The organism is Streptomyces sp. NPDC048142, from assembly GCF_043202835.1.
Taxonomy (GTDB): Bacteria; Actinomycetota; Actinomycetes; order Streptomycetales; family Streptomycetaceae; genus Streptomyces.
Genome location: NZ_JBIDBC010000001.1, coordinates 25,280 through 45,573 on the forward strand (window position 1 = coordinate 25,280; position 20,294 = coordinate 45,573).

The window sequence follows — 20,294 nt, forward strand, 5'->3', positions numbered from 1 at the left end:
TCGCACACCAGCGGGTCCGCCCGGCCACAGCAACGAGGTGGCCGGGCGGACCCGCATCGACGCACGTGAGAAAGGGGCATGCGGGGTGCTGCGACTCGTCGTAAGAAGACTTCTCCAGCTCATTCCCACCCTGCTCGGCCTGTCGGTCCTGCTGTTCCTCTGGCTGAACCGACTGCCCGGCGGGCCCGCCACAGCGATCCTGGGCGAGCGGGCCACCGAAGCCGAAGTGGCGAGAATCAACCGGGCACTCGGGCTCGACGAGCCGGTCCACGTCCAGTACTGGCGCTTCCTCAAGCGCATCTTCGAGCTCGACCTCGGAACCTCCACCCAGACCGGGCAGCCGGTGTGGGACGAATTCACCCGCGCCTTCCCCGCCACGGTGGAGTTGAGCGTCACGGCGATCCTGATCGCCGTCGTCGTGGGCATTCCGATGGGTTACCTCGCGGCCAAGCACCGCGGCGGCTGGCTGGACGTGGCCTCCGTCTCCGGATCACTGCTCGGCATCTGCATCCCGGTCTTCTTCCTGGCCGTGCTGCTGCGCGGGATCTTCTCCGTGGAGCTGGGCTGGTTCCCGAGTCAGGGCCGGCTCGACTCCGGCATCAACGCCACCGACGTCACCGGATTCGCCGTCCTGGACGGCTTGCTGACCGGCGAGCTCGACGCGAGCTGGGACGCGATCGAACACTTGGTCCTGCCCGCCGTCGCGCTGGCCTCGATCCCGCTCGCCGTCATCGTCCGGATGACCCGCGCCAGCGTCCTGGAGGTGCTCGGCGAGGACTACATCCGTACCGCCGAGTCCAAGGGCCTCGACAAGAGGACCGTGCGCGGTCGCCATGTCCTGCGCAACGCGCTGCTGCCCGTGATCACCGCGGTCGGTCTGCTGACCGGCAGCCTGCTCTCCGGTGCGGTGCTCACCGAGTCCGTCTTCGACTTCGGCGGCCTGGGCTCCTTCATCCGTACCGCGATCGACGGCCGCGACTACCCGGTCCTCGTCGGGTTCATTCTCTTCATCGCGATGGTGTACGTGCTGATCAACCTGCTGGTCGACCTGGCGTACAGCATCATCGACCCGAGAGTGCGGGTGCACTGACGTGACGATCCTGACCAACAAAGCAGACAAGATCGACCGTCTCGCCGAGCTGACGCAGAGCTCGGCGACGGTCACCGGCACCAGCCTGTGGCGCGAGGCCTTCCGCCGCATGCGGTCCAGCAAGATGGCGATCATCGGCGCGGTCATCATCGGCGCGTTCGTCCTCGTCGCGATCGTCGGCCCCTGGGTCGCACCGCACGGCCCCACCGCGCAGCTCTGGCGCAGCGAGGTCTTCCCCAACCAGGGCAAGTTCATCGGCATGCGCGGCGAGAACTGGTTCGGCCTCGACCACCTGGGCCGCGACATGTTCTCCCGCTGGCTCGTCGGGGCCCGGCAGACGCTCCTCGTCGGTGTGGTCTCCATGCTCATCGGCCTGACCGTCGGCGCGCTGGTCGGTGTGCTCTCCGGCGCCGCCGCCACCCTCGGCGGCAAGGTCGGCCAGCGCGTCGACACGGTGATCATGCGCTTCACCGACATCATGCTGTCGCTGCCCTCGCTGCTGCTCGCCGTCTCCATCGCCGCGGTCCTCGGCCAGTCGCTGACCACCGTGATGATCGCCGTGGGGGTCGTCCAGATCCCCATCTTCGCCCGCCTGCTGCGCGGTTCGATGCTCGTCCAGGGCGGCGCCGACTACGTGCTCGCCGCGAAGGCGGTCGGCATCCGGCGCAAGCGGATCGTGCTCACGCAGATCCTGCCGAACTCGCTGAGCCCCGTGATCGTCCAGGCCACCCTGAGCCTGGCCACCGCGATCATCGAGGCCGCGGCCCTGTCCTACCTGGGCCTCGGCAACCCCGACCCGGCCGTTCCCGAGTGGGGCGTGATGCTCTCCCAGGCGCAGCGCTTCTTCGACAACGACCCGATGATGGCGGCCTACCCGGCTGTCGGCATCATCATCACCGCCCTCGGCTTCACCCTGCTCGGCGAGGCCATGCGCGAAGCCCTCGACCCGAAGTTGCGAGGCTGAAATCCTATGTCACTGCTCTCCGTTGAGGAACTCAGCGTCACCTTCACCGCCCGCGGCCGCAAGGACGCCACGGCTGTGGACGGTGTCTCCTTCGAGGTCGACCAGGGCCAGGTCGTGGGCCTGGTCGGCGAGTCGGGCTGCGGCAAGTCCGTCACCTCGCTCGCCCTGATGGGGCTGCTGCCCCGCAAGGGCGCGCGGGTCGGCGGCCGTGCCGAGTTCGACGGCCAGAACCTGCTGACCATGAACGAGCGCAAGCTCCGCGATCTGCGCGGCAGCCAGCTGGCGATGATCTTCCAGGACCCGCTCTCCTCGCTGAACCCGGTCGTCCCGATCGGGATCCAGGTCACCGAGATCCTCCAGCGCCACCGCGGGCTGAAGGGCGAGAAGGCCCGCAAGGAAGCCGCTTCGCTGCTCGACCGGGTCGGCATCCCCGACCCGGACCGGCGGCTCAAGGAGTACCCGCACCAGCTCTCCGGCGGGATGCGCCAGCGCGCGCTGATCGCCATGGCGGTCGCCTGCGCCCCCCGGCTGCTGATCGCCGACGAGCCGACGACCGCCCTGGACGTGACCATCCAGGCGCAGATCCTGGAGCTCCTGAAGGAGCTGGTCGACCAGGAGGGCACCGCCCTGCTGATGATCACGCACGACCTCGGCGTCGTCGCCGGCCTCTGCGACGAGGTCAACGTCCTGTACGCCGGGCGGGCCGTGGAGTCGGCGGGCCGCCGCGAGCTGTTCGCCCACCCCACCCACCCGTACGCGCACGGGCTGCTCGGCTCCATCCCGCGGCTGGACGCGCCGCGCGGCGAGGCGCTGCACCCGATCCGCGGGTCCATCAACGACAAGATCGCCTGGGCCGACGGCTGCGCGTTCGCACCCCGGTGCGACCACTACACGATGGAGTGCCTCACCGGCACCCCCGAACTGACCGAACCACGCACGGCCGGACACCAGGTGCGCTGCGTCAACCCGGTCCTGCCCAAGGCGGAGGTCCCGGCATGAGCCTTCTCGAACTGGACGGCGTCAAAGTCCACTTCCCGGTCAAGAAGGGCCTCTTCTTCGACCGTACGGTGGGTCACGTCTACGCGGTCGACGGCGTCTCGCTGAGCGTCGAGTCCGGTCAGACGTACGGACTGGTGGGCGAGTCGGGCTGCGGCAAGACGACGCTCGGCCGCGCGGTCCTGCGGCTGAACGACATCACCGAGGGCGGGGTCGTCTTCGACGGCACCGACCTGGCGAAGCTGCCCTCCGAGGAGATGCGGGCCTTCCGCCGCCGCCTCCAGATGGTCTTCCAGGACCCGCTGGGCAGCCTCAACCCCCGGCAGAACATCGAGTCCATCCTCGCCGAGGGCATGGCGGCCCACGGCATCGGGAAGGACGCGTCGGAGCGCCGGAAGAAGATCGAGGACATCCTCGCCAAGGTCGGCCTGCCGTCCAACGCGATGTCCCGCTACCCGCACGAGTTCTCCGGCGGCCAGCGCCAGCGCATCGGCATCGCCCGCGCCCTGGTCCTGGAACCGGACGTGATCATCTGCGACGAGCCGGTGTCCGCGCTGGACGTCTCGGTCCAGGCGCAGGTGATCAACCTGCTGGAGGACCTCCAGGAATCGCTGGGTCTGACCTACCTGGTCATCGCGCACGACCTCGCGGTCGTCCGGCACATCTCGGACGTCATCGGGGTGATGTACCTCGGCGGGCTCGTCGAGGAGGCCCCGAGCGACGCGCTGTACGCGGGGCCCCGGCACCCGTACACCAAGGCGCTGATGTCGGCGGTCCCGGTGCCCGACCCCGAGATCGAGGACCGCCGTGAGCGGATCCTGCTCCACGGCGACCTGCCCTCCCCGGCGAACCCGCCGGCCGGCTGCCGGTTCCACACCCGCTGCCCGTGGGTGCAGGAGACCAAGTGCGCCACGGAACGCCCGCCGCTGCTGGACACCGGCAACGGGCACAAGGTGGCCTGCCACTTCACGGCCGAGATCGAGGCCGGAACGGTGAAGCAGAATCCGGCCACGGGCGGCGGGAAGGCCATCGGCACGGAAGCGGTGGCGACCGGGGCGGTGGCGACGACCGAAACGGCGGTGGCGGCCGAAACGGCGGCGGCGGCCGAAACGGCGGCGGCCGCGAAGGTGCCTGGTCAGGGCGGTGTGCCCGCCGACGCACCGGCCAAGGACGGAGCCCAGGACTAGGACCGGCACAATTGTCCGGTGCTCACCGAACTGTTCACGCCCTCCGTCCTGCACGCGCTCGACATCGCCGGGATCTTCGTCTTCGCGATCTCGGGCGCCCTGCTCGCCGTCCGCAAGAACTTCGATGTCTTCGGCATCGCGGTCCTCGCGGAGGTGACAGCGCTGGGCGGAGGGCTGTTCCGCGACGTGATGATCGGCGCGATCCCGCCCGCCGCCTTCACCGACCTCGGCTACTTCATCACCCCGCTGTTCGCCGCCGTGCTGGTCTTCTTCCTCCACCCGCACGTGGAGCGCATCCAGGTCGGCGTCAACGTCTTCGACGCGGCGGGCCTCGGTCTGTTCTGCGTGACCGGCACGGTCAAGGCGTACGAGTACGGCCTCGGGCTCACCGCGTCGGCGGCGCTGGGCCTGGCCACCGCGGTCGGCGGTGGTGTGCTGCGCGACGTACTGGCCAACGAGGTGCCCTCGCTGCTGCGCTGGGACCGCGACCTTTACGCGGTGCCCGCGATCGTCGGCGCGACCATGGTGGTCCTGTGCATCCGCTTCGACACCCTCAACGCCCTGACCAGCGGCCTGGCGGTGATCGCCGCGTTCGCCCTGCGCCTGCTGGCGCTGCGCTTCCACTGGCGGGCGCCGCGCGCGTACAACCGTTCCTCCGCACGGGCCGAGGAGGGCGCGGCGGCCACGTAGCCGAGTATTGCGGGACCAAAAAGCTACCGCTCAGTAGGGTGATCGATGTACCGTCCATGCCATGGCACAGGCAGCGACTGAGGCGGCGCAGACCGCACGGGCAACCATCGGCGACAGCGAATTCGACCGGGACACCGCGGTCACCCTGCGCGAGGAGGGCGTCTACGACGCCGAGCTCTCCGCAGGCTGGACCATCATCCACGCCGTCAACGGCGGCTACCTCCTGGCCCTGCTCGGCCGGGCCCTGGGCGAGGCCCTGCCGCACTCCGACCCGTTCTCCGTCTCGGCGTACTACCTCACCGCCTCCGTGCCGGGCCCCGCCGTCGTACGCACCCAGACCGTCCGCACCGGCCGCACCCTCTCCACGGGCCAGGCCTCCCTCTTCCAGTACGCCGAGGACGGCAGCGAGATCGAGCGCATCCGCGTCCTGGCCACGTACGGCGACCTGGACACGCTCCCCGACGACGTCCGCACGACGGCCCTCCCGCCCGCCATGCCCGACCGGGACCACTGCCTCGGCCCGAGCGACGGCGCGCCCAGGATCCCCGGCAGCTCCGCGATCACCGACCGCCTCGACATCAAGCTCGACCCGGCGACCGTCGGCTGGGCCGTCGGTGCCCCGTCCGGCAAGGGCGAGATGCGCGGCTGGTTCGGCCTGGCCGACGGCCGCGACCCGGACCCGCTGTCGCTGCTGCTCACGGTGGACGCCCTGCCGCCGACCTCGTTCGAGCTGGGCCTGACCGGCTGGACGCCCACCGTCGAGCTGACCACCCACATCCGCTGCCGCCCCGCCCCGGGCCCGCTGCGCGTCGCCATCACCACCCGCAACCTCGCGGGCGGCTTCCTGGAGGAGGACGCGGAGGTCTGGGACAGCGCCGACCGCCTCGTCGCCCAGTCCCGCCAGCTCGCCAAGGCCCCGCGCAGCGAGTAGCCGTACGGGGGCGGGCGCCGCGCAGCGAGTGGCTGTACGGGGGCGGGCTGGTCACCGCCAACGGCGCGGCCGCCTGGAACTTCGGCGGCTGACGGACGCCCCCGACGCGGCCCGTGAGCCGCTCTCCCCGTGCCGGACCGGACTCCGGAGCAGGTCCCCGACCGGGCTGTGAGCCGGTCCGCCGCACCTCGCGCGGGCGTGCGCGAGGGCCGGGCCGCGATGCGCCCGGCATGCGCCCCGCCAGGGCTCGTAGAATCGGCTCCACCATGGCCTACCTCGACCACGCCGCGACCACCCCGATGCTTCCCGAAGCGATCGAGGCGATGACCGCCCAGCTCTCCGCCACCGGCAACGCGTCCTCACTGCACGCCGCCGGACGCCGGGCCCGCCGTACCGTCGAGGAGTCCAGAGAAGCCCTCGCCGACGCCCTCGGCGCACGCCCCAGCGAGGTCGTCCTCACCTCCGGCGGCACGGAGGCCGACAACCTCGCCGTGAAGGGCCTCTACTGGTCCCGCCGCGACGCCGACCCCCGCCGCACCAGGGTCCTCGCCGGTCCCGTCGAACACCACGCCGTCCTGGACGCCGTCGACTGGCTCGCCGAACACGAGGGCGCGACCGTCGACTACCTTCCGGTCGACCGTCACGGCCGGGTCCATCCCGAAGACCTGCGCGAGGCGATCCTCCGCAATCCCGACGACATCGCGATGATCACCGTGATGTGGGCCAACAACGAGATCGGCACCATCATGCCGGTCCGCGAACTGGCGGCCGTCGCCGCGGAGTTCGCCATCCCCATGCACGCCGACGCGGTCCAGGCGTTCGGCCAGCTGGAGGTCGACTTCGCCCGCTCCGGACTGGCCGCGATGACGGTCAGCGGGCACAAGATCGGCGGGCCGTTCGGGATCGGCGCGCTGCTGCTGGGCCGTGACCACACCCCCGTACCCGTGCTGCACGGCGGCGGCCAGGAGCGGCACGTGCGCTCCGGGACCCTGGACGTGCCCGCCGTCGCCTCCTTCGCGGTCGCCGGACGGCTGGCGGCCGAGCGGCGCGAGCAGTTCGCCCGGCGCGTGGGCTCCCTGCGCGAGGACCTCGTGGCCGCCGTGCGCCGGGCCGTGCCGGACGCCGTGCTCGGCGGTGACCCGGATCCGGCCGGACGCCTTCCGGCCAACGCCCACTTCAGCTTCCCGGGCTGCGAGGGCGACTCGCTCCTCCTGCTGCTGGACGCCCAGGGCATCGAATGCTCCACCGGCTCCGCCTGCACCGCCGGGATCGCCCAGCCCAGCCACGTCCTGCTCGCCACCGGTACCGATCCGGACCTGGCCCGGGGCACTCTGCGCTTCTCGCTCGGCCACACCTCGACCGAGGACGACGTGAAGGCGCTCGCGGAGGCGATCGGCCCGGCGGTGGAGCGGGCGAGGACGGCCGGGCTCAGCTGAGGAAGGCGTGGCTACGCCTTCACGGACGGCGAGGGGGAAGGGCTGGGCGGCGCCGCCGCGGCCCGCCGTACCAGCTCCAGGTAGCGGTCCCAGTCCCAGTGCGGCCCCGGATCGGTGTGGTCGGTGCCCGGCACCTCCACATGCCCGATGATGTGCTCACGGTCGATGGGTATGTCGTGCCGGGCGCAGACCGACGCCGTGAGCCGCGCCGAGGACGCGTACATCGCCTTCGTGAGGTCCTTCGGCCGGTCCACGAACCCCTCGTGCTCGATGCCGACGGCGCGCTCGTTGTAGGCGCGGTTGCCCGCGTGGTATGCCACGTCCAGTTCGCGGATCATCTGCACCACCCGCCCGTCCTGCCCCACTATGTAGTGTGTTGCGGCTTGGTGTGCGGGGTCCTGGAACACCTTCACCGCGCTGTCGAAGCTGCCCTGGGTGACGTGGATGATCACGAGGTCGATCGTGAAGTCGTCCGGGCGGTCCGCACGCCGCCAGTTCGCCTCGGACGCGGCCACCCAGGTCGCCCCCGCGTAGTCCAGCTCGCCCGGTTTCCGGGGCTTCTCGACGCCGGGCAGCCGCCACCACAGGCGCTTCGCCTTGTCGCGCGCGAGCACGGCGGCGGTGCCGGCGGCCGCCACCGCGCCGCCGCCGATCAGCAGTGCGCGCCTGCTGACGCCGTCCGCCGCCTTCTTCCGCGAAGGCTTGCGCGACGGCTTTCCCGACGGCTTTCGCGATGCCCGGGTGCTCCCGTTGTTCCCCATGTGACCGTCAACGCATATCCGCGAGCGTTCGGTTCCCGGCGACCCGTACCCTGGAGGAGCTATGACTCAGACTTCCCAGCGCCCCCTGCGTGTCCTCGCCGCGATGTCGGGCGGCGTGGACTCCGCCGTCGCCGCGGCCCGCGCCGCCGAGGCGGGCCACGACGTGACCGGTGTCCACCTCGCCCTGTCCGCGAACCCCCAGTCCTTCCGGACCGGGGCGCGCGGCTGTTGCACCATCGAGGATTCCCGGGACGCCCGCCGCGCGGCCGACGTCATCGGTATCCCGTTCTACGTCTGGGACCTGGCGGAACGCTTCCGCGAGGACGTCGTCGAGGACTTCGTCGCGGAGTACGAGGCCGGGCGCACGCCCAACCCCTGCCTGCGCTGCAACGAGAAGATCAAGTTCGCCGCGCTGCTCGACAAGGCCCTCGCCCTCGGCTTCGACGCGGTGTGCACCGGCCACTACGCCACGGTCGTGCTCACCGAGGACGGCAGCCGCGAACTGCACCGCGCCTCCGACATGGCCAAGGACCAGAGCTATGTGCTCGGCGTCCTGGACGAGAAGCAGCTCGCCCACGCCATGTTCCCGCTCGGCGACACCCTCACCACCAAGGACGAGATCCGCGCCGAGGCCGAGCGCCGCGGCCTGGCCGTCGCCAAGAAGCCCGACAGCCATGACATCTGCTTCATCGCCGACGGCGACACCCAGGGCTTCCTGGCGAACCGCCTCGGCGGCCCCGCCGAGGGCGACATCCTCGACGAGTCCGGTACGAAGCTGGGCACCCACGAGGGCGCGTTCGGCTTCACCATCGGCCAGCGCAAGGGCCTGAAGATCGGCCACCCGGCGCCCGACGGCAAGCCGCGCTACGTCCTTGACATCTCCCCGGTGAACAACACCGTCACCGTCGGCCCGGTCGAGGCCCTCGACGTGACCTCGCTGACCGCCATCAAGCCCCGCTGGTGCGGTACGCCCCCGGCAGGCCCAGGTACGTACACCGCCCAGCTGCGCGCCCACGGCGGCGAGAGCGAAGTCACGGCCGAGCTGGTGGACGGCACGGAGCTGAACGTCACCTTCACCGAGCCGGTCCGGGGCGTGGCCCCCGGCCAGGCGGTCGTCCTGTACGACGGCACGCGCGTGGTCGGCTCGGCCACCATCGCCACGACGTCCCGCCGCGAGCGGGTGGCGACGGGCGGCTGAGCCCGCGCCCTTCGTCCGGACCGGCCGGGGACGCTCACGGCGCTTGACGCGCGTAACCGGCCGTCCTACCGGCTCGCGACGCCTGACGCCCGACGCGCGTAACCGGCCCACCGGCTCACGACGTCTGCCGGAGCGCGTACACGTTCGTGGCGAAGAAGTCCGCCAGCACCGGGGCGATCACCTGGGGTGCCACCTCGCCCATCTGGCCCGTCAGCGTGCGGTGCCGGCCGCGCGGGAGGGCCTCGGCCAGCGTCCCGGTCGCCGCGCGTGCCGGGGCGCTGCTGAAGCCGCCGCAGATCACCAGCGTCCGGGCGGCGACGGCCGCGAACCGCTCGGCCGGGACCGACCCGTCGCCCAGCAGGGCGTCGTCGTACGCCAGGGTGTGCGCCATCGCCTCCAGCTCCGCCCACACCGGGGTGCGCCGCATCCGGGCGGCCGTCTCCTCGGCGACGCCCGTCATGGACAGGAACAGCTCCACCGCCCCGCCCCGGTCCCCGGCCGCCAGCAGCCGGTGCAGCCGGACCGTGCAGCGGGCCTTGAACAGCAGGTCGGACGCGCCCGGCGTGTAGGGCGGCTCGTACACGGCGAGCAGCTCCACCGGGAGCCCGGCGGCCGCCGCCTCCAGGGCCAGCGCCCCGCCGGACGACATCCCGAAGACCGACGCGCCCGGACCGGCCGCACCGACGACGGCGGCCAGATCCTCGACCTCCCGCGCCACGGTGCAGTGCCCGGCGTCAGCACTGGCGCCCCGGCCCCGGCGGTCGTAGGTGAGCACCGTGAATTGCGGCGCGAGCAGGGCGGCCAGCGGTGCGCCGGCCGCCCCGGCGCTCAGCGCCCCGCCGACCAGCACCAGCGGCGGCCCCTCGCCCTGACGGCGGTAGGCGATAGGGGTGCCGTCGGCGGAGAGAGTCCTGTCCATGGGAGAGGAGACCGGGGCGGTCCGGAAAACTCATCGTTCCGGCGGAAGAAAATTCCAGGAAGGCGAACCGGCGGTCATCCGGACGGTGTTCCCGGCACCGCTCACGGCGCTTCCGTCTTCGCCTCCGGCACCATCCGCGTCTCTTCTCCCTCCGGCACCGTTTCCGCGGCGTAGAAGCAGAAGTGGTCCTTGATCGCGGCGACTTCGGGCTTCGGGTCCGGGTAGGCCCAGACGAGATCGGCGGCCCCGGGCAGCGACCAGTAGGAGGCGTCCCCCTTGAACGGGCAGTGAGTACTGGTGTCCGACGGGGAAAGCAGCTCGGTGCGGACGTCCTCGGGCGGCAGGTAGTAGCGGGCGGGGAAGCCCGTCTCGCGGAGCACGAGCGGGCGGCGGCTGTCGGCCAGCACCTGTCCGTCGTGCACGACCCGGACGTGCTCGGTGCCCGGCTCGACGGTGATGCGGTGTCCTCGCGTGGCAGTCATGCCTGTTCCAGCGGCGCAGGGGTCCGTAATCTTCCCCGTTCCTCTGCTGTGGCCGGAATCCTCCCCGGAACGAGGGAGCGTACGAGGGAGTGAACCGGGGAGTGAACGAGGGAGCGAGCAGGGGAGTGTCCGAGGCGGGTCGTACGGTTTTCCCATGAACATCTGCGTCTTCCTCTCCGCCGCCGACCTCGACGACCACTACACCGTGCCCGCCCGGGAGTTCGCCGAACTGCTCGGCAGAGGCGGGCACACCCTCGTCTGGGGCGGATCGGAGCGCGGCCTGATGAAGGTCGTCGCGGACGGCGTACGGGCTGCGGGCGGGCGGCTCGTCGGAGTGTCGGTCGAATTCCTTGCCGCGAGCGCCCGGACCGACGCCGACGAGATGGTGATCGCCCGCGACCTCGCCGAGCGCAAGGCGCTCCTCCTGGCGAAGGCCGACGCCGTCGTGATCATGGTCGGCGGGACCGGGACGCTCGACGAGGCCACCGAGATCCTGGAGCTGAAGAAGCACGGCAAGCACACCAAGCCGGTCGTCCTGCTGAACACGGCGGGCTTCTACGACGGGCTGCGCCAGCAGTTCCAGCGCATGGAGGACGAGGGCTTCCTCCCCGTCCCCCTGGCCGACCTGGTCTTCTTCGCCAAGGACGGCGTCGGCGCGCTCGCCTACCTGGAAGAGGCCGCCGGTCACCAGTGAGCAGGGGAGTCCGTCGGACCCGGTGATCACCGCTCCACCTAGGATCGCCCCATGTCTACCCACCTCATCACCGGCGCCGGATCCGGCATCGGGGCCGCTGTCGCCCGCCGCCTCCAGGAGCGCGGCGACGACCTCGTCCTGCTCGCCCGCGACGCCGGCCGCGCCAAGGAGTTCGCCGACCTCTACCCGGGAGCGCGCACGCTCGTCGGCGACCTCGGCAACCCCGACCGGCTGTCCTGGGCGTTCGGCCAGCAGGCCATGCCCGAGCACATCGACACCCTGCTGCACATCGCGGGCGTCGTCGAGCTCGGCGAGGTCGGCGAGCTCACCCCCAAGGCCTGGCACTTCCAGCTCAACGCCAACCTGATCGCCCCCGCCGAGATCACCCGCCTCCTGCTCCCGCAGCTCCGTGTCTCCCAGGGGCAGGTCCTGTTCGTGAACTCCGGCGCCGGGCTGGCCGCCCACGCCGGGTGGAGCGCGTACGCCGCGAGCAAGCACGGACTCAAGGCCCTCGCCGACTCGCTGCGCCACGAGGAGCACGGCAACGGCGTGCGCGTCACCACCGTCTACCCCGGCCGTACCGCCGGCCCCATGCAGGCCAAGGTGCACCAGCAGGAGGGCAAGGAGTACGACGCCGCCCGCTGGATCGACCCCGAGTCGGTGGCGACCACGATCCTGATGGCGCTCGACCTGCCGCGCGACGCCGAGGTCAACGACCTCACCGTCCGACCCGGACGCTGACGCCCTGGAGAGCGGCTTCCCCGCCGGTGACCGTAGGCTTCCCGCGTGAGCGAGAAGAGCAAGTTCAGCGGGTGTCCGGCGACCGGCATCGGGTCGATGCCCGGAGGAGACGCGAGGGAGGCGGCGAAGACCGTCACCGGCTCCTTCGCCGACGGCCAGGGCATCCCCCACCTGGCGGAACTGCCCGCGCGCGGGCCGGGCGCAGACATGATCGGCCGGACCATCGGCATGCTCGTCGAGATGTACGGCCATGTCGAGCCGAGCGGCTGGCGGATCAGCGACCGGCCCGGCCGCGACACCCGGCGCGCCCGCTCCTGGCTGGGGGAGGACCTGGACGCCCTGGAGGAGTTCACCCAGGGGTACGAGGGCCTGCTCAAGGTCCAGGCCGTCGGACCCTGGACCCTGGCCGCCGGACTGGAACTGCGCGGCGGCGAAGCCATGCTGGCCGACCCCGGCGCCTGCCGCGACCTGGCCGGATCCCTCGCCGAGGGACTCCGTGCCCATCTGGCGGAAGTCCGCCGCCGGATGCCCGGGGCGAAGGTCGTCCTCCAGCTGGACGAACCCTCCCTGACCGCCGTCCTGCTGGGCCGCGTCCGCTCCGCCAGCGGCTACCGCACCTACCGCGCCGTCGACCGCCAGGTCGTCGAGGCGACCCTGCGCGACGTCCTGGCCGCGGCGGGCGAGGACGGGACGACGCTCGTCCACTCCTGCGCCCCCGAAGTGCCGTTCGCGCTGCTGCGCCGGGCCGGGGCCGACGGGATCTCGTTCGACTTCTCGTTGCTCACCGAGCGTGAGGAGGAAGCGATCGGGGAAGCCGTCGAGGGCGGCACCCACCTCCTCCTCGGCGTGGTGCCCTCCACGGATGCCGCCTCGGACGGATTGTCAGACCCGGGCGGTAGCGTCATGGGAGTCAGGACGCTGTGGAGCAGGCTGGGGCTGAATCCGGGGACTCTCGCCGAGTCCGTCGCGATCACCCCGTCGTGCGGTCTCGCGGGTGCGTCGCCCGCGTACGCCCGCACCGCGCTCGCCCACAGCGCCAGAGCGGCGAGGTCGCTCGCGGACAACCCTGAGTGACGGGGACGACGGGCAAACGGGAGGACGGGAAGATGGCCGGCGAACAGCGGGTGGAGCAGGAGAGCTCGGTTCCGGCGGACGTGCGGGAGAAGCACGCGCTGCTGTCCGAGCAGATCGAGGAGCACCGTTTCCGCTACTACGTGAAGGACCAGCCGGTCGTCAGCGACGGTGAGTTCGACCGGCAGATGCGTCTCCTGGAGGCCCTGGAGGAGGAGCACCCGGCGCTGCGCACCCCGGACTCCCCGACCCAGAAGGTCGCCGGGCCCTACCGCACGGAGTTCACCTCCGTGGAACACCGCGAACGCATGCTCTCCCTGGACAACGCCTTCGACGACGAGGAGCTGGCCGCCTGGGCGGACCGGGTCGCCAGGGACGTCGGCACCCCCGACCACCACTTCCTGTGCGAGCTCAAGGTCGACGGCCTCGCCGTCAACCTCACCTACGAGCACGGCCGCCTCACCCGGGCGGCGACCCGCGGCGACGGCCGCACCGGCGAGGACATCACCCCCAACGTCCGTACGATCGCCGAGATCCCGCACCGCCTCAAGGGCGAGAACATCCCCGCGCTCGTCGAGATCCGCGGCGAGGTCTTCTTCCCCATGGAGGACTTCGAGGAGCTGAACGCCCGGCTGGTCGCCGCCGACGACAAGCCCTTCGCCAACCCCCGCAACGCGGCGGCCGGATCACTGCGCCAGAAGGACCCCAAGGTCACCGCCACCCGCCCCCTGCACATGGTGGTGCACGGCATCGGCGCCCACGAGGGCCTGAGCATCGACCGCCTCTCCGGGGCCTACGACCTCCTCCACGCCTGGGGCCTGCCCACCGCCCGGCACAACAAGGTCGTCGACTCCCTCGCCGGCGTACGGGAGTTCATCGCGTACTACGGCGAGAACCGGCACTCCGTGGAGCACGAGATCGACGGCGTCGTCGTCAAGCTCGACGAGATCCCGCTCCAGGGGCGCCTCGGCTCCACCTCGCGCGCCCCGCGCTGGGCCATCGCCTGGAAGTACGCCCCCGAAGAGGTCAACACCAAGCTGGTCAACATCCGCGTCGGCGTCGGCCGCACCGGCCGCGTCACTCCGTACGCCCAGGTCGAGCCGGTCGAAGTGGCCGGCTCCGAGGTCGAGTTCGCCACCCTGCACAACCAGAACGTGGTCAAGGCCAAGGGCGTCCTCATCGGCGACACCGTGGTCATCCGCAAGGCGGGCGAGGTCATCCCCGAGATCCTCGGCCCCGTCGTCGACCTGCGCGACGGCACCGAGAAGGCCTTCGAGATGCCGTCCCACTGCCCCGAGTGCGACACGGAGCTGCGCCCGATGAAGGAGGGCGACATCGACCTCCGCTGCCCCAACGCCCGCACCTGCCCGGCCCAGTTGCGCGAGCGGGTCTTCTACCTCGCCGGGCGCAAGAGCCTGGACATCGACCACTTCGGCTATGTGGCCGCCGCCGCTCTGACCCGGCCGCTGGAGCCCGCCGAGCCCGTCCTGCGGGACGAGAGCGATCTGTTCGACCTCACCATCGACCAGCTGCTGCCGATCCGGGCGTACGTCCTGGACCAGGACAGCGGGCTGCCCAAGCGCGACCCGAAGACCGGTGAGGAGAAGATCGCGACGGTCTTCGCCAACCAGCAGGGCGAGCCGAAGAAGAACGCCGTCGCCATGCTGGAGGGCATCGCCGCCGCCAGGGAAGCTCCTCTCGCCCGGATCCTCACCGGGCTCTCCATCCGGCACGTCGGGCCCGTCGCCGCCCAGGAGCTGGCCCGTCAGTTCCGCTCCGTCGACCGCATCGAGGAGGCCACCGAGCAGGAGCTGGCCGACGCCGACGGCGTCGGACCCACCATCGCCGCCTCGGTCAAGCAGTGGTTCGCCGAGGACTGGCACCGCGAGATCGTGCGCAAGTGGCGCGAGGCCGGGGTACGGATGGCGGACGAGGGCTCCGACGAGGACGAGGGCCCCCGCCCCCTCGAAGGGCTCACCGTCGTCGTCACCGGCACCCTCACGGGCCACACCCGCGACGGTGCGAAGGAGGCGCTCCAGAGCCTCGGCGCGAAGGTCGCCGGATCGGTGTCGAAGAAGACCGCCTTCGTGGTCGTCGGCGACAACCCCGGCTCCAAGTACGACAAGGCGATGCAGCTGAAGGTGCCCGTGCTGGACGAGGACGGATTCGCGATCCTGCTCGAACAGGGACCCGAACGTGCCAAGGAAGCGGCGCTGCCCGCCCCGGAAGCCGCGCCCGGGACCGACCCGGGGGACAGCGGCGAGTAACCGACCGCCGGGCCGCCCTTCGCCCACTGTTCTCCGGATCGAGACGCCATCGAGACGCTGCCCCGGCGTGGCGCGGCCCGAGCGGGGAAGGAAACGGGGCAGAGGGGTGAAGAAGGGTCCGCCGCTCCCCGAACGGCCCTGCCGCACCACCCGTTCGGTGCACTAGCAGATGGTGACGGGTGGTCGGTTCGCATTCGGGCAAGAGCTGTAGAGCGCTGCCCCTGGAAGCCTTTAGCGGCCTACTGTTGAGGGGTGCGCCCGCCGTGCACGGCCGCTCGACCGGGCCGTGGCGCCACGGGACCGGGCGCCACCGAGGGCCATCGGCACCGCCGGCTGTGAGAGGGACGGAATGAAACCGACCGAGAGCGCCGCAACGGTGTCGCGGCTGCAAGGTTTCGTCGGCCTCACGCCCCCCGTGGGCGCCGCCGTCGTAGGGATCGCCGCGTTACTGCTGGCGGTCGGTTCCTACCGGACCGTGTCGCAGGGGCACGCGCTCTTCCCGGACGGAGCGGTGGGCTGGTCCCTCGCCGTGCTCACCGGGATCATCGTCGGCCACCTGGTGGCGCTCGGCCGCGACCGCTGGTGGGGCGGCACCGGCTCCGGGGCCGCCCTCACCCTCGCCGTGCTGCTGCTGTACGGCTGGCTGCCGGCCGTGCTGGTCAGCCTCGCCGTCGTGGTGCTCGTCGGGACCGCCCGCCGACACCGCTGGTGGCAGGGGCTGCTGCACGGCGGGGTGGACATGCTGGGCATCGGCGCGGCCGCCCTCGTCCTGGCCGCCTTCGGCGAGGTGCCCACCGTCGAGAAGCCCTGGCAGCCACTCGACTGGGGCATCGCGGCCGTCCCGGAACTGCTCCTGACGGCGTCGACGTATCTGCTCGTCACCCGGGTCCTGCTGTGGTACGCCCAGGCTCCGCACAACGGCGGGCTGCCCACCATCGCCCGTACGGCGATGCTGCGCCAGGGGCTCGTCGCCGTCGCGCTCCTCGGGCTCGCCCCGCTGATCTGCGCCGTGGCGATGTCCATGCCCGTCCTGCTGCCGCTCTTCGCGGTGCCGCTGATCGCCCTGGACTCCACACTCTGGATCGCCCGTGCCCGCGCCGAGGAGCAGCTGCGCGACCCGCTGACCGGGCTGCCCAACCGGCAGTGGCTGCTGGAGCGGACCTGGTCGGCGCTGGAGGACGCGGAGAGCATCGGCACCCGCTCCGCGCTGGTCCTGATCGACCTGGACCGCTTCCGCGCGGTCAACGACACCCTGGGCCACCTGGCCGGCGACCGGCTGCTGCTGCAGATAGCGGAGCGCCTGCGGCTCGCTCTGCCGCGCGGCGCGGAGGCGGCCAGGCTCGGCGGCGACGAGTTCGCCGTCCTGCTGCCGCACACCGACTCCACCACCAGCGCCCAGCAGGTCGCCCGCCACCTGGTCGCCGAGCTGTCCTCGCCGCTGGACCTCGACGGGCTGACCCTCGTCCTGGAGGCCAGCGCCGGGGTCGCGGTCTACCCGGACCACGCCCTGGACGCCGAGGGCCTGCTGCGGCGGGCGGACGTCGCGATGTACCAGGCCAAGCGGGACCGCACGGGCGTGGAGGTCTACGAGTCCAAGCGGGACAGCAACACCCCCGACCGGCTCGGGCTCCTCGGGGACCTGCGCCGGGCGCTGGACGCGGGCCAGGTCGAGCTGCACTACCAGCCCAAGGTCCGTTTCGACGGGCAGGTCGCCGGCCTGGAGGCGCTGGTGCGCTGGGTGCACCCGGAGCGCGGCCGGGTTCCCCCGGACGAGTTCATCGCCATCGCCGAGTCCTCCGGCCTGATGCCGCACCTCACGGAGTACGTCCTGGAGACGGCGCTCGCCCAGGTCGCCCGCTGGCGGGCGCAGGGCCTGTTCGTGCCGGTCGCGGTCAACGTCTCCCCGCGCGACGTCCACACCCCCGGCTTCGCGGGGGGCGTCGCCGCCCGCCTCGCCCGCCACGGCGTGCCCGCGGGAGCGCTCCAGCTGGAGATCACCGAGCATGTGCTGCTGGAGGATCCGCAGCGTGCCGCCGACACCCTGGCCGGACTCACCGCGCACGGCGTGAAGATGTCCCTCGACGACTTCGGTACCGGCTACTCCTCCCTGGTCCACCTGCGCAGACTCCCCGTGAGCGAGCTGAAGATCGACCGTTCCTTCGTGGCCCGGCTGGCGGTCGACCACGAGGACGCGGAGATCGTCCGCTGCACCATCGACCTGGCCCACTCGCTCGGCCTGGTCGTCGTCGCCGAGGGCGTCGAGGACGACGAGACGTGGGAGCGGCTGCGGGACCTGCGGTGCGACGCGGTGCAGGGCTGGCTGGTGGCGGCCGCGATGCCGCCCCAGGAGACGACGGCCTGGCTGCGGGCGCGCGGCGAGCACGGCTGGCGGCGGCCCGCGGAGCTGAGGGCCCAGGCGGCGGCCGCCGCCACCGGGTCGGCGACCGGCTCGATGAACGCGTCGCTGAACGGCGCGGTGAACGGCACGGCGGAGACCGAGAGCCCATGAGGCCGCTCGGGGGCGTCCCGGTGATCATGATCGGGTCGCCGGAAAGGCGTGGGCCGGTCGGGGTGGGGCACCCGCTCGCGGGAGACCCCATAGGATTGGGGGCCGGTGGCACATTTCCACCTGCCGCGCGACGCCTGGCACGCACGCTCGCCGCGTTGCCGAAACGCCCACGTGACTCCGCCACGAGGGCGCTCCGGCGCCTTGCGATCGCACGCACCGGACGCCGCGCGGCCCGTCCTTCGGACGGACGCGGAAATGTGCCACCGGCCCCGGCCAGAACCACACACCAACCCCTGAGGATCGCTGCATGCCTGGCATCACGCGCGAGGAGGTCGCCCACCTCGCCCGGCTGGCGCGTCTGGAGCTGAAGGGCGAAGAGCTCGATCACTTCGCCGGTCAGCTCGACGACATCATCGGCGCGGTCGCCCGCGTCTCCGAGGTCGCCGACCAAGACGTACCGCCGACCTCCCACCCGCTGCCGCTGACCAACGTCATGCGCGCGGACGAGGTCCGTCCGTCGCTCACACCCGCGCAGGCGCTCTCCGGCGCCCCGGCCCAGGAGCAGCAGCGTTTCAAGGTGCCGCAGATCCTGGGGGAGGACTAATCGCCATGACGGACATCAGCACCATCATCAAGCTGACCGCGGCCGAGATCGCCGGGAAGATCGCCTCCGGCGAGCTGACCGCCGTCGAGGTCACCGAGGCCCATCTGGCCCGGATCGACGCGGTCGACGAGAAGGTCCACGCCTTCCTGCACATCGACCGCGAGGGCGCGCTCGCCCAGGCCCGTGCCGTGGACGCGAAGCGGGAGGCGGGCGAGAAGCTCGGCCCGCTGGCCGGCGTCCCGCTCGCGCTGAAGGACATCTTCACCACCAAGGACATGCCGACCACCGTCGGTTCCAAGATCCTCGATGGCTGGGTCCCGCCGTACGACGCCACGCTCACGCAGAAGCTGCGCGCCGCCGACGTCGTCATCCTCGGCAAGACCAACATGGACGAGTTCGCCATGGGGTCCTCCACCGAGAACAGCGCCTACGGACCCACCGGCAACCCCTGGGACCTCACCCGCATTCCCGGCGGCTCCGGCGGCGGCTCCTCCGCCGCCCTCGCCTCCTACGAGGCCCCCCTCGCCATCGGCACGGACACCGGCGGCTCGATCCGCCAGCCCGCCGCCGTCACCGGCACGGTCGGCGTCAAGCCCACCTACGGCGGCGTCTCCCGCTACGGCATGGTCGCCTTCTCGTCCTCCCTCGACCAGGGCGGGCCCTGCGCCCGTACGGTCCTGGACGCGGCGCTGCTGCACGAGGTCATCGCCGGGCACGACCCGCTGGACTCGACGTCCATCGACGCCCCGGTCCCGCCGGTCGTCGAGGCCGCCCGCAACGGCTCCGTACAGGGCATGCGCGTCGGCGTCGTCAAGCAGTTCCGCGGCGAGGGCTACCAGGCCGGTGTGCTCCAGCGCTTCGACGAGTCGGTCGAGCTGCTGAAGTCGCTGGGCGCCACGATCGTCGAGCTGGACTGCCCGTCCTTCGACCTGGCGCTCTCCGCGTACTACCTGATCGCCCCGTCCGAGTGCTCCTCCAACCTGGCCCGCTTCGACGCCATGCGCTACGGCCTGCGGGTCGGCGACGACGGCACGAAGTCGGCCGAGGACGTCACCGCGCTCACCCGCGAGGCCGGCTTCGGCGACGAGGTCAAGCGCCGCATCATCCTGGGGACGTACGCGCTCAGCTCCGGCTACTACGACGCGTACTACGGTTCGGCCCAGAAGGTCCGCACCCTCATCACCCAGGACTTCGAGAAGGCCTTCGAGCAGGTCGACGTGATCGTCTCCCCGACGACCCCGACCACCGCCTTCCCGATCGGCGAGCGCGCCGACGACCCGATGGCGATGTACCTCGCGGACCTGTGCACCATCCCCACCAACCTGGCCGGCAACTCCGCCATGTCGCTGCCCTGCGGCCTGGCCCCGGAGGACGGTCTGCCGGTCGGACTGCAGATCATCGCCCCCGCCATGAAGGACGACCGGCTGTACAAGGTCGGAGCGGCCGTCGAGGCCGCCTTCGTGGAAAAGTGGGGGCATCCGCTGCTTGAGGAGGCTCCGTCGCTGTGAGTGCCATGGCAAAGAAGGCCAAGAACTTCAAGAAGTCCAAGACCGGCGTGTACATCGCGCTCGGCAGCACCGCGTTCGGCGCGATCAGCGTCGCCAAGCAGGCGAAGCTCGCCCGCAACGAGAACGACATGCTGCGGCTCGTCGACGCGGCCGTCTCCGCGGCCGCCATCGCCACCGGACTCGCGATCCTCTATCGCGAACTGAAGCGTCTCGGCGACGATGACGTCCTGCTGGGCTAGAGAGGGA

19 protein-coding genes are annotated in these 20,294 nt (G+C 71.7%); 16 read left to right on the forward strand and 3 right to left on the reverse strand.

The genetic code is table 11. From position 1 onward, the window contains the following. Window positions 1-85 precede the first annotated feature (85 nt). From ACGF2Y_RS00130 to ACGF2Y_RS00160, 7 genes are all read left to right on the forward strand, one after another. On the forward strand, window positions 86-1,090 hold the full coding sequence (locus ACGF2Y_RS00130) for an ABC transporter permease (protein WP_392941561.1): 1,005 nt from the start codon (window positions 86-88) through the stop codon (window positions 1,088-1,090). A gap of 1 nt (window position 1,091) precedes the next feature. Then, window positions 1,092-2,054 (forward strand): ABC transporter permease, encoded by a 963-nt coding sequence (locus ACGF2Y_RS00135; protein ID WP_392941563.1) that lies wholly within the window; start codon window positions 1,092-1,094, stop codon window positions 2,052-2,054. Window positions 2,055-2,060: 6 nt separating this feature from the next. Beyond that, on the forward strand, window positions 2,061-3,053 hold the full coding sequence (locus ACGF2Y_RS00140; protein WP_392941566.1) for an ABC transporter ATP-binding protein: 993 nt from the start codon (window positions 2,061-2,063) through the stop codon (window positions 3,051-3,053). Then, window positions 3,050-4,237, forward strand: coding sequence for an ABC transporter ATP-binding protein (locus ACGF2Y_RS00145; RefSeq protein ID WP_392941569.1), 1,188 nt, complete (start codon window positions 3,050-3,052; stop codon window positions 4,235-4,237). The genes ACGF2Y_RS00140 and ACGF2Y_RS00145 overlap by 4 nt, the downstream gene beginning before the upstream one ends. An 18-nt stretch (window positions 4,238-4,255) precedes the next feature. Beyond that, window positions 4,256-4,927 (forward strand): trimeric intracellular cation channel family protein, encoded by a 672-nt coding sequence (locus tag ACGF2Y_RS00150; RefSeq protein ID WP_392941572.1) that lies wholly within the window; start codon window positions 4,256-4,258, stop codon window positions 4,925-4,927. Window positions 4,928-4,988: 61 nt separating this feature from the next. Beyond that, entirely contained in the window at window positions 4,989-5,858 is an 870-nt protein-coding gene (locus ACGF2Y_RS00155) for a thioesterase family protein (RefSeq protein ID WP_392941575.1), read from the forward strand. 266 nt (window positions 5,859-6,124) lie between these two features. Continuing rightward, the gene (locus ACGF2Y_RS00160; RefSeq protein WP_392941578.1) at window positions 6,125-7,294 is read left to right on the forward strand and encodes a cysteine desulfurase family protein; all 1,170 of its coding nucleotides are present in this window, start codon (window positions 6,125-6,127) and stop codon (window positions 7,292-7,294) included. Window positions 7,295-7,305: 11 nt separating this feature from the next. Here the strand turns inward: ACGF2Y_RS00160 and ACGF2Y_RS00165 are convergent, their stop codons facing one another. Further along, complete coding sequence (locus ACGF2Y_RS00165; RefSeq protein WP_392941580.1) at window positions 7,306-8,055, reverse strand: N-acetylmuramoyl-L-alanine amidase; 750 nt, start codon at window positions 8,053-8,055, stop codon at window positions 7,306-7,308. Window positions 8,056-8,116: 61 nt separating this feature from the next. Here ACGF2Y_RS00165 and mnmA point away from each other — a divergent pair, with 61 nt between their 5' ends. After that, window positions 8,117-9,253, forward strand: coding sequence for a tRNA 2-thiouridine(34) synthase MnmA (gene mnmA, locus ACGF2Y_RS00170; RefSeq protein ID WP_392941582.1), 1,137 nt, complete (start codon window positions 8,117-8,119; stop codon window positions 9,251-9,253). Window positions 9,254-9,368: 115 nt separating this feature from the next. Here the strand turns inward: mnmA and ACGF2Y_RS00175 are convergent, their stop codons facing one another. Together ACGF2Y_RS00175 and ACGF2Y_RS00180 are read right to left on the reverse strand one after the other, a co-directional pair. Beyond that, window positions 9,369-10,172, reverse strand: coding sequence for an alpha/beta fold hydrolase (locus tag ACGF2Y_RS00175; RefSeq protein WP_392941584.1), 804 nt, complete (start codon window positions 10,170-10,172; stop codon window positions 9,369-9,371). Window positions 10,173-10,273: 101 nt separating this feature from the next. Next, on the reverse strand, window positions 10,274-10,654 hold the full coding sequence (locus ACGF2Y_RS00180; protein WP_392941587.1) for a DUF427 domain-containing protein: 381 nt from the start codon (window positions 10,652-10,654) through the stop codon (window positions 10,274-10,276). Window positions 10,655-10,808: 154 nt separating this feature from the next. Here ACGF2Y_RS00180 and ACGF2Y_RS00185 point away from each other — a divergent pair, with 154 nt between their 5' ends. From ACGF2Y_RS00185 to ACGF2Y_RS00220, 8 genes are all read left to right on the forward strand, one after another. After that, window positions 10,809-11,348, forward strand: a complete 540-nt coding sequence (locus tag ACGF2Y_RS00185) for a TIGR00730 family Rossman fold protein (protein WP_392941589.1) — start codon at window positions 10,809-10,811, stop codon at window positions 11,346-11,348. Between the two features lie 51 nt (window positions 11,349-11,399). Beyond that, window positions 11,400-12,089, forward strand: a complete 690-nt coding sequence (locus ACGF2Y_RS00190; RefSeq protein WP_392941591.1) for an SDR family oxidoreductase — start codon at window positions 11,400-11,402, stop codon at window positions 12,087-12,089. Window positions 12,090-12,134: 45 nt separating this feature from the next. Beyond that, a complete protein-coding gene (locus tag ACGF2Y_RS00195; protein ID WP_392941594.1) occupies window positions 12,135-13,163 on the forward strand; it encodes a methionine synthase in 1,029 nt (342 codons plus the stop codon). Window positions 13,164-13,195: 32 nt separating this feature from the next. Then, entirely contained in the window at window positions 13,196-15,427 is a 2,232-nt protein-coding gene (ligA, locus tag ACGF2Y_RS00200) for an NAD-dependent DNA ligase LigA (protein ID WP_392941597.1), read from the forward strand. Between the two features lie 349 nt (window positions 15,428-15,776). Next, window positions 15,777-17,936, forward strand: a complete 2,160-nt coding sequence (locus tag ACGF2Y_RS00205; protein ID WP_392941599.1) for a putative bifunctional diguanylate cyclase/phosphodiesterase — start codon at window positions 15,777-15,779, stop codon at window positions 17,934-17,936. A gap of 307 nt (window positions 17,937-18,243) precedes the next feature. Next, window positions 18,244-18,540 carry an Asp-tRNA(Asn)/Glu-tRNA(Gln) amidotransferase subunit GatC gene (gene gatC / locus ACGF2Y_RS00210; RefSeq protein WP_003966094.1) on the forward strand — a complete coding sequence of 99 codons (297 nt, stop codon included), beginning with the start codon at window positions 18,244-18,246 and terminating at the stop codon, window positions 18,538-18,540. Between the two features lie 5 nt (window positions 18,541-18,545). Continuing rightward, on the forward strand, window positions 18,546-20,048 hold the full coding sequence (gene gatA / locus ACGF2Y_RS00215) for an Asp-tRNA(Asn)/Glu-tRNA(Gln) amidotransferase subunit GatA (RefSeq protein ID WP_392941602.1): 1,503 nt from the start codon (window positions 18,546-18,548) through the stop codon (window positions 20,046-20,048). Between the two features lie 5 nt (window positions 20,049-20,053). Next, window positions 20,054-20,287, forward strand: coding sequence for a hypothetical protein (locus tag ACGF2Y_RS00220; RefSeq protein ID WP_392942548.1), 234 nt, complete (start codon window positions 20,054-20,056; stop codon window positions 20,285-20,287). Window positions 20,288-20,294 lie beyond the last annotated feature (7 nt).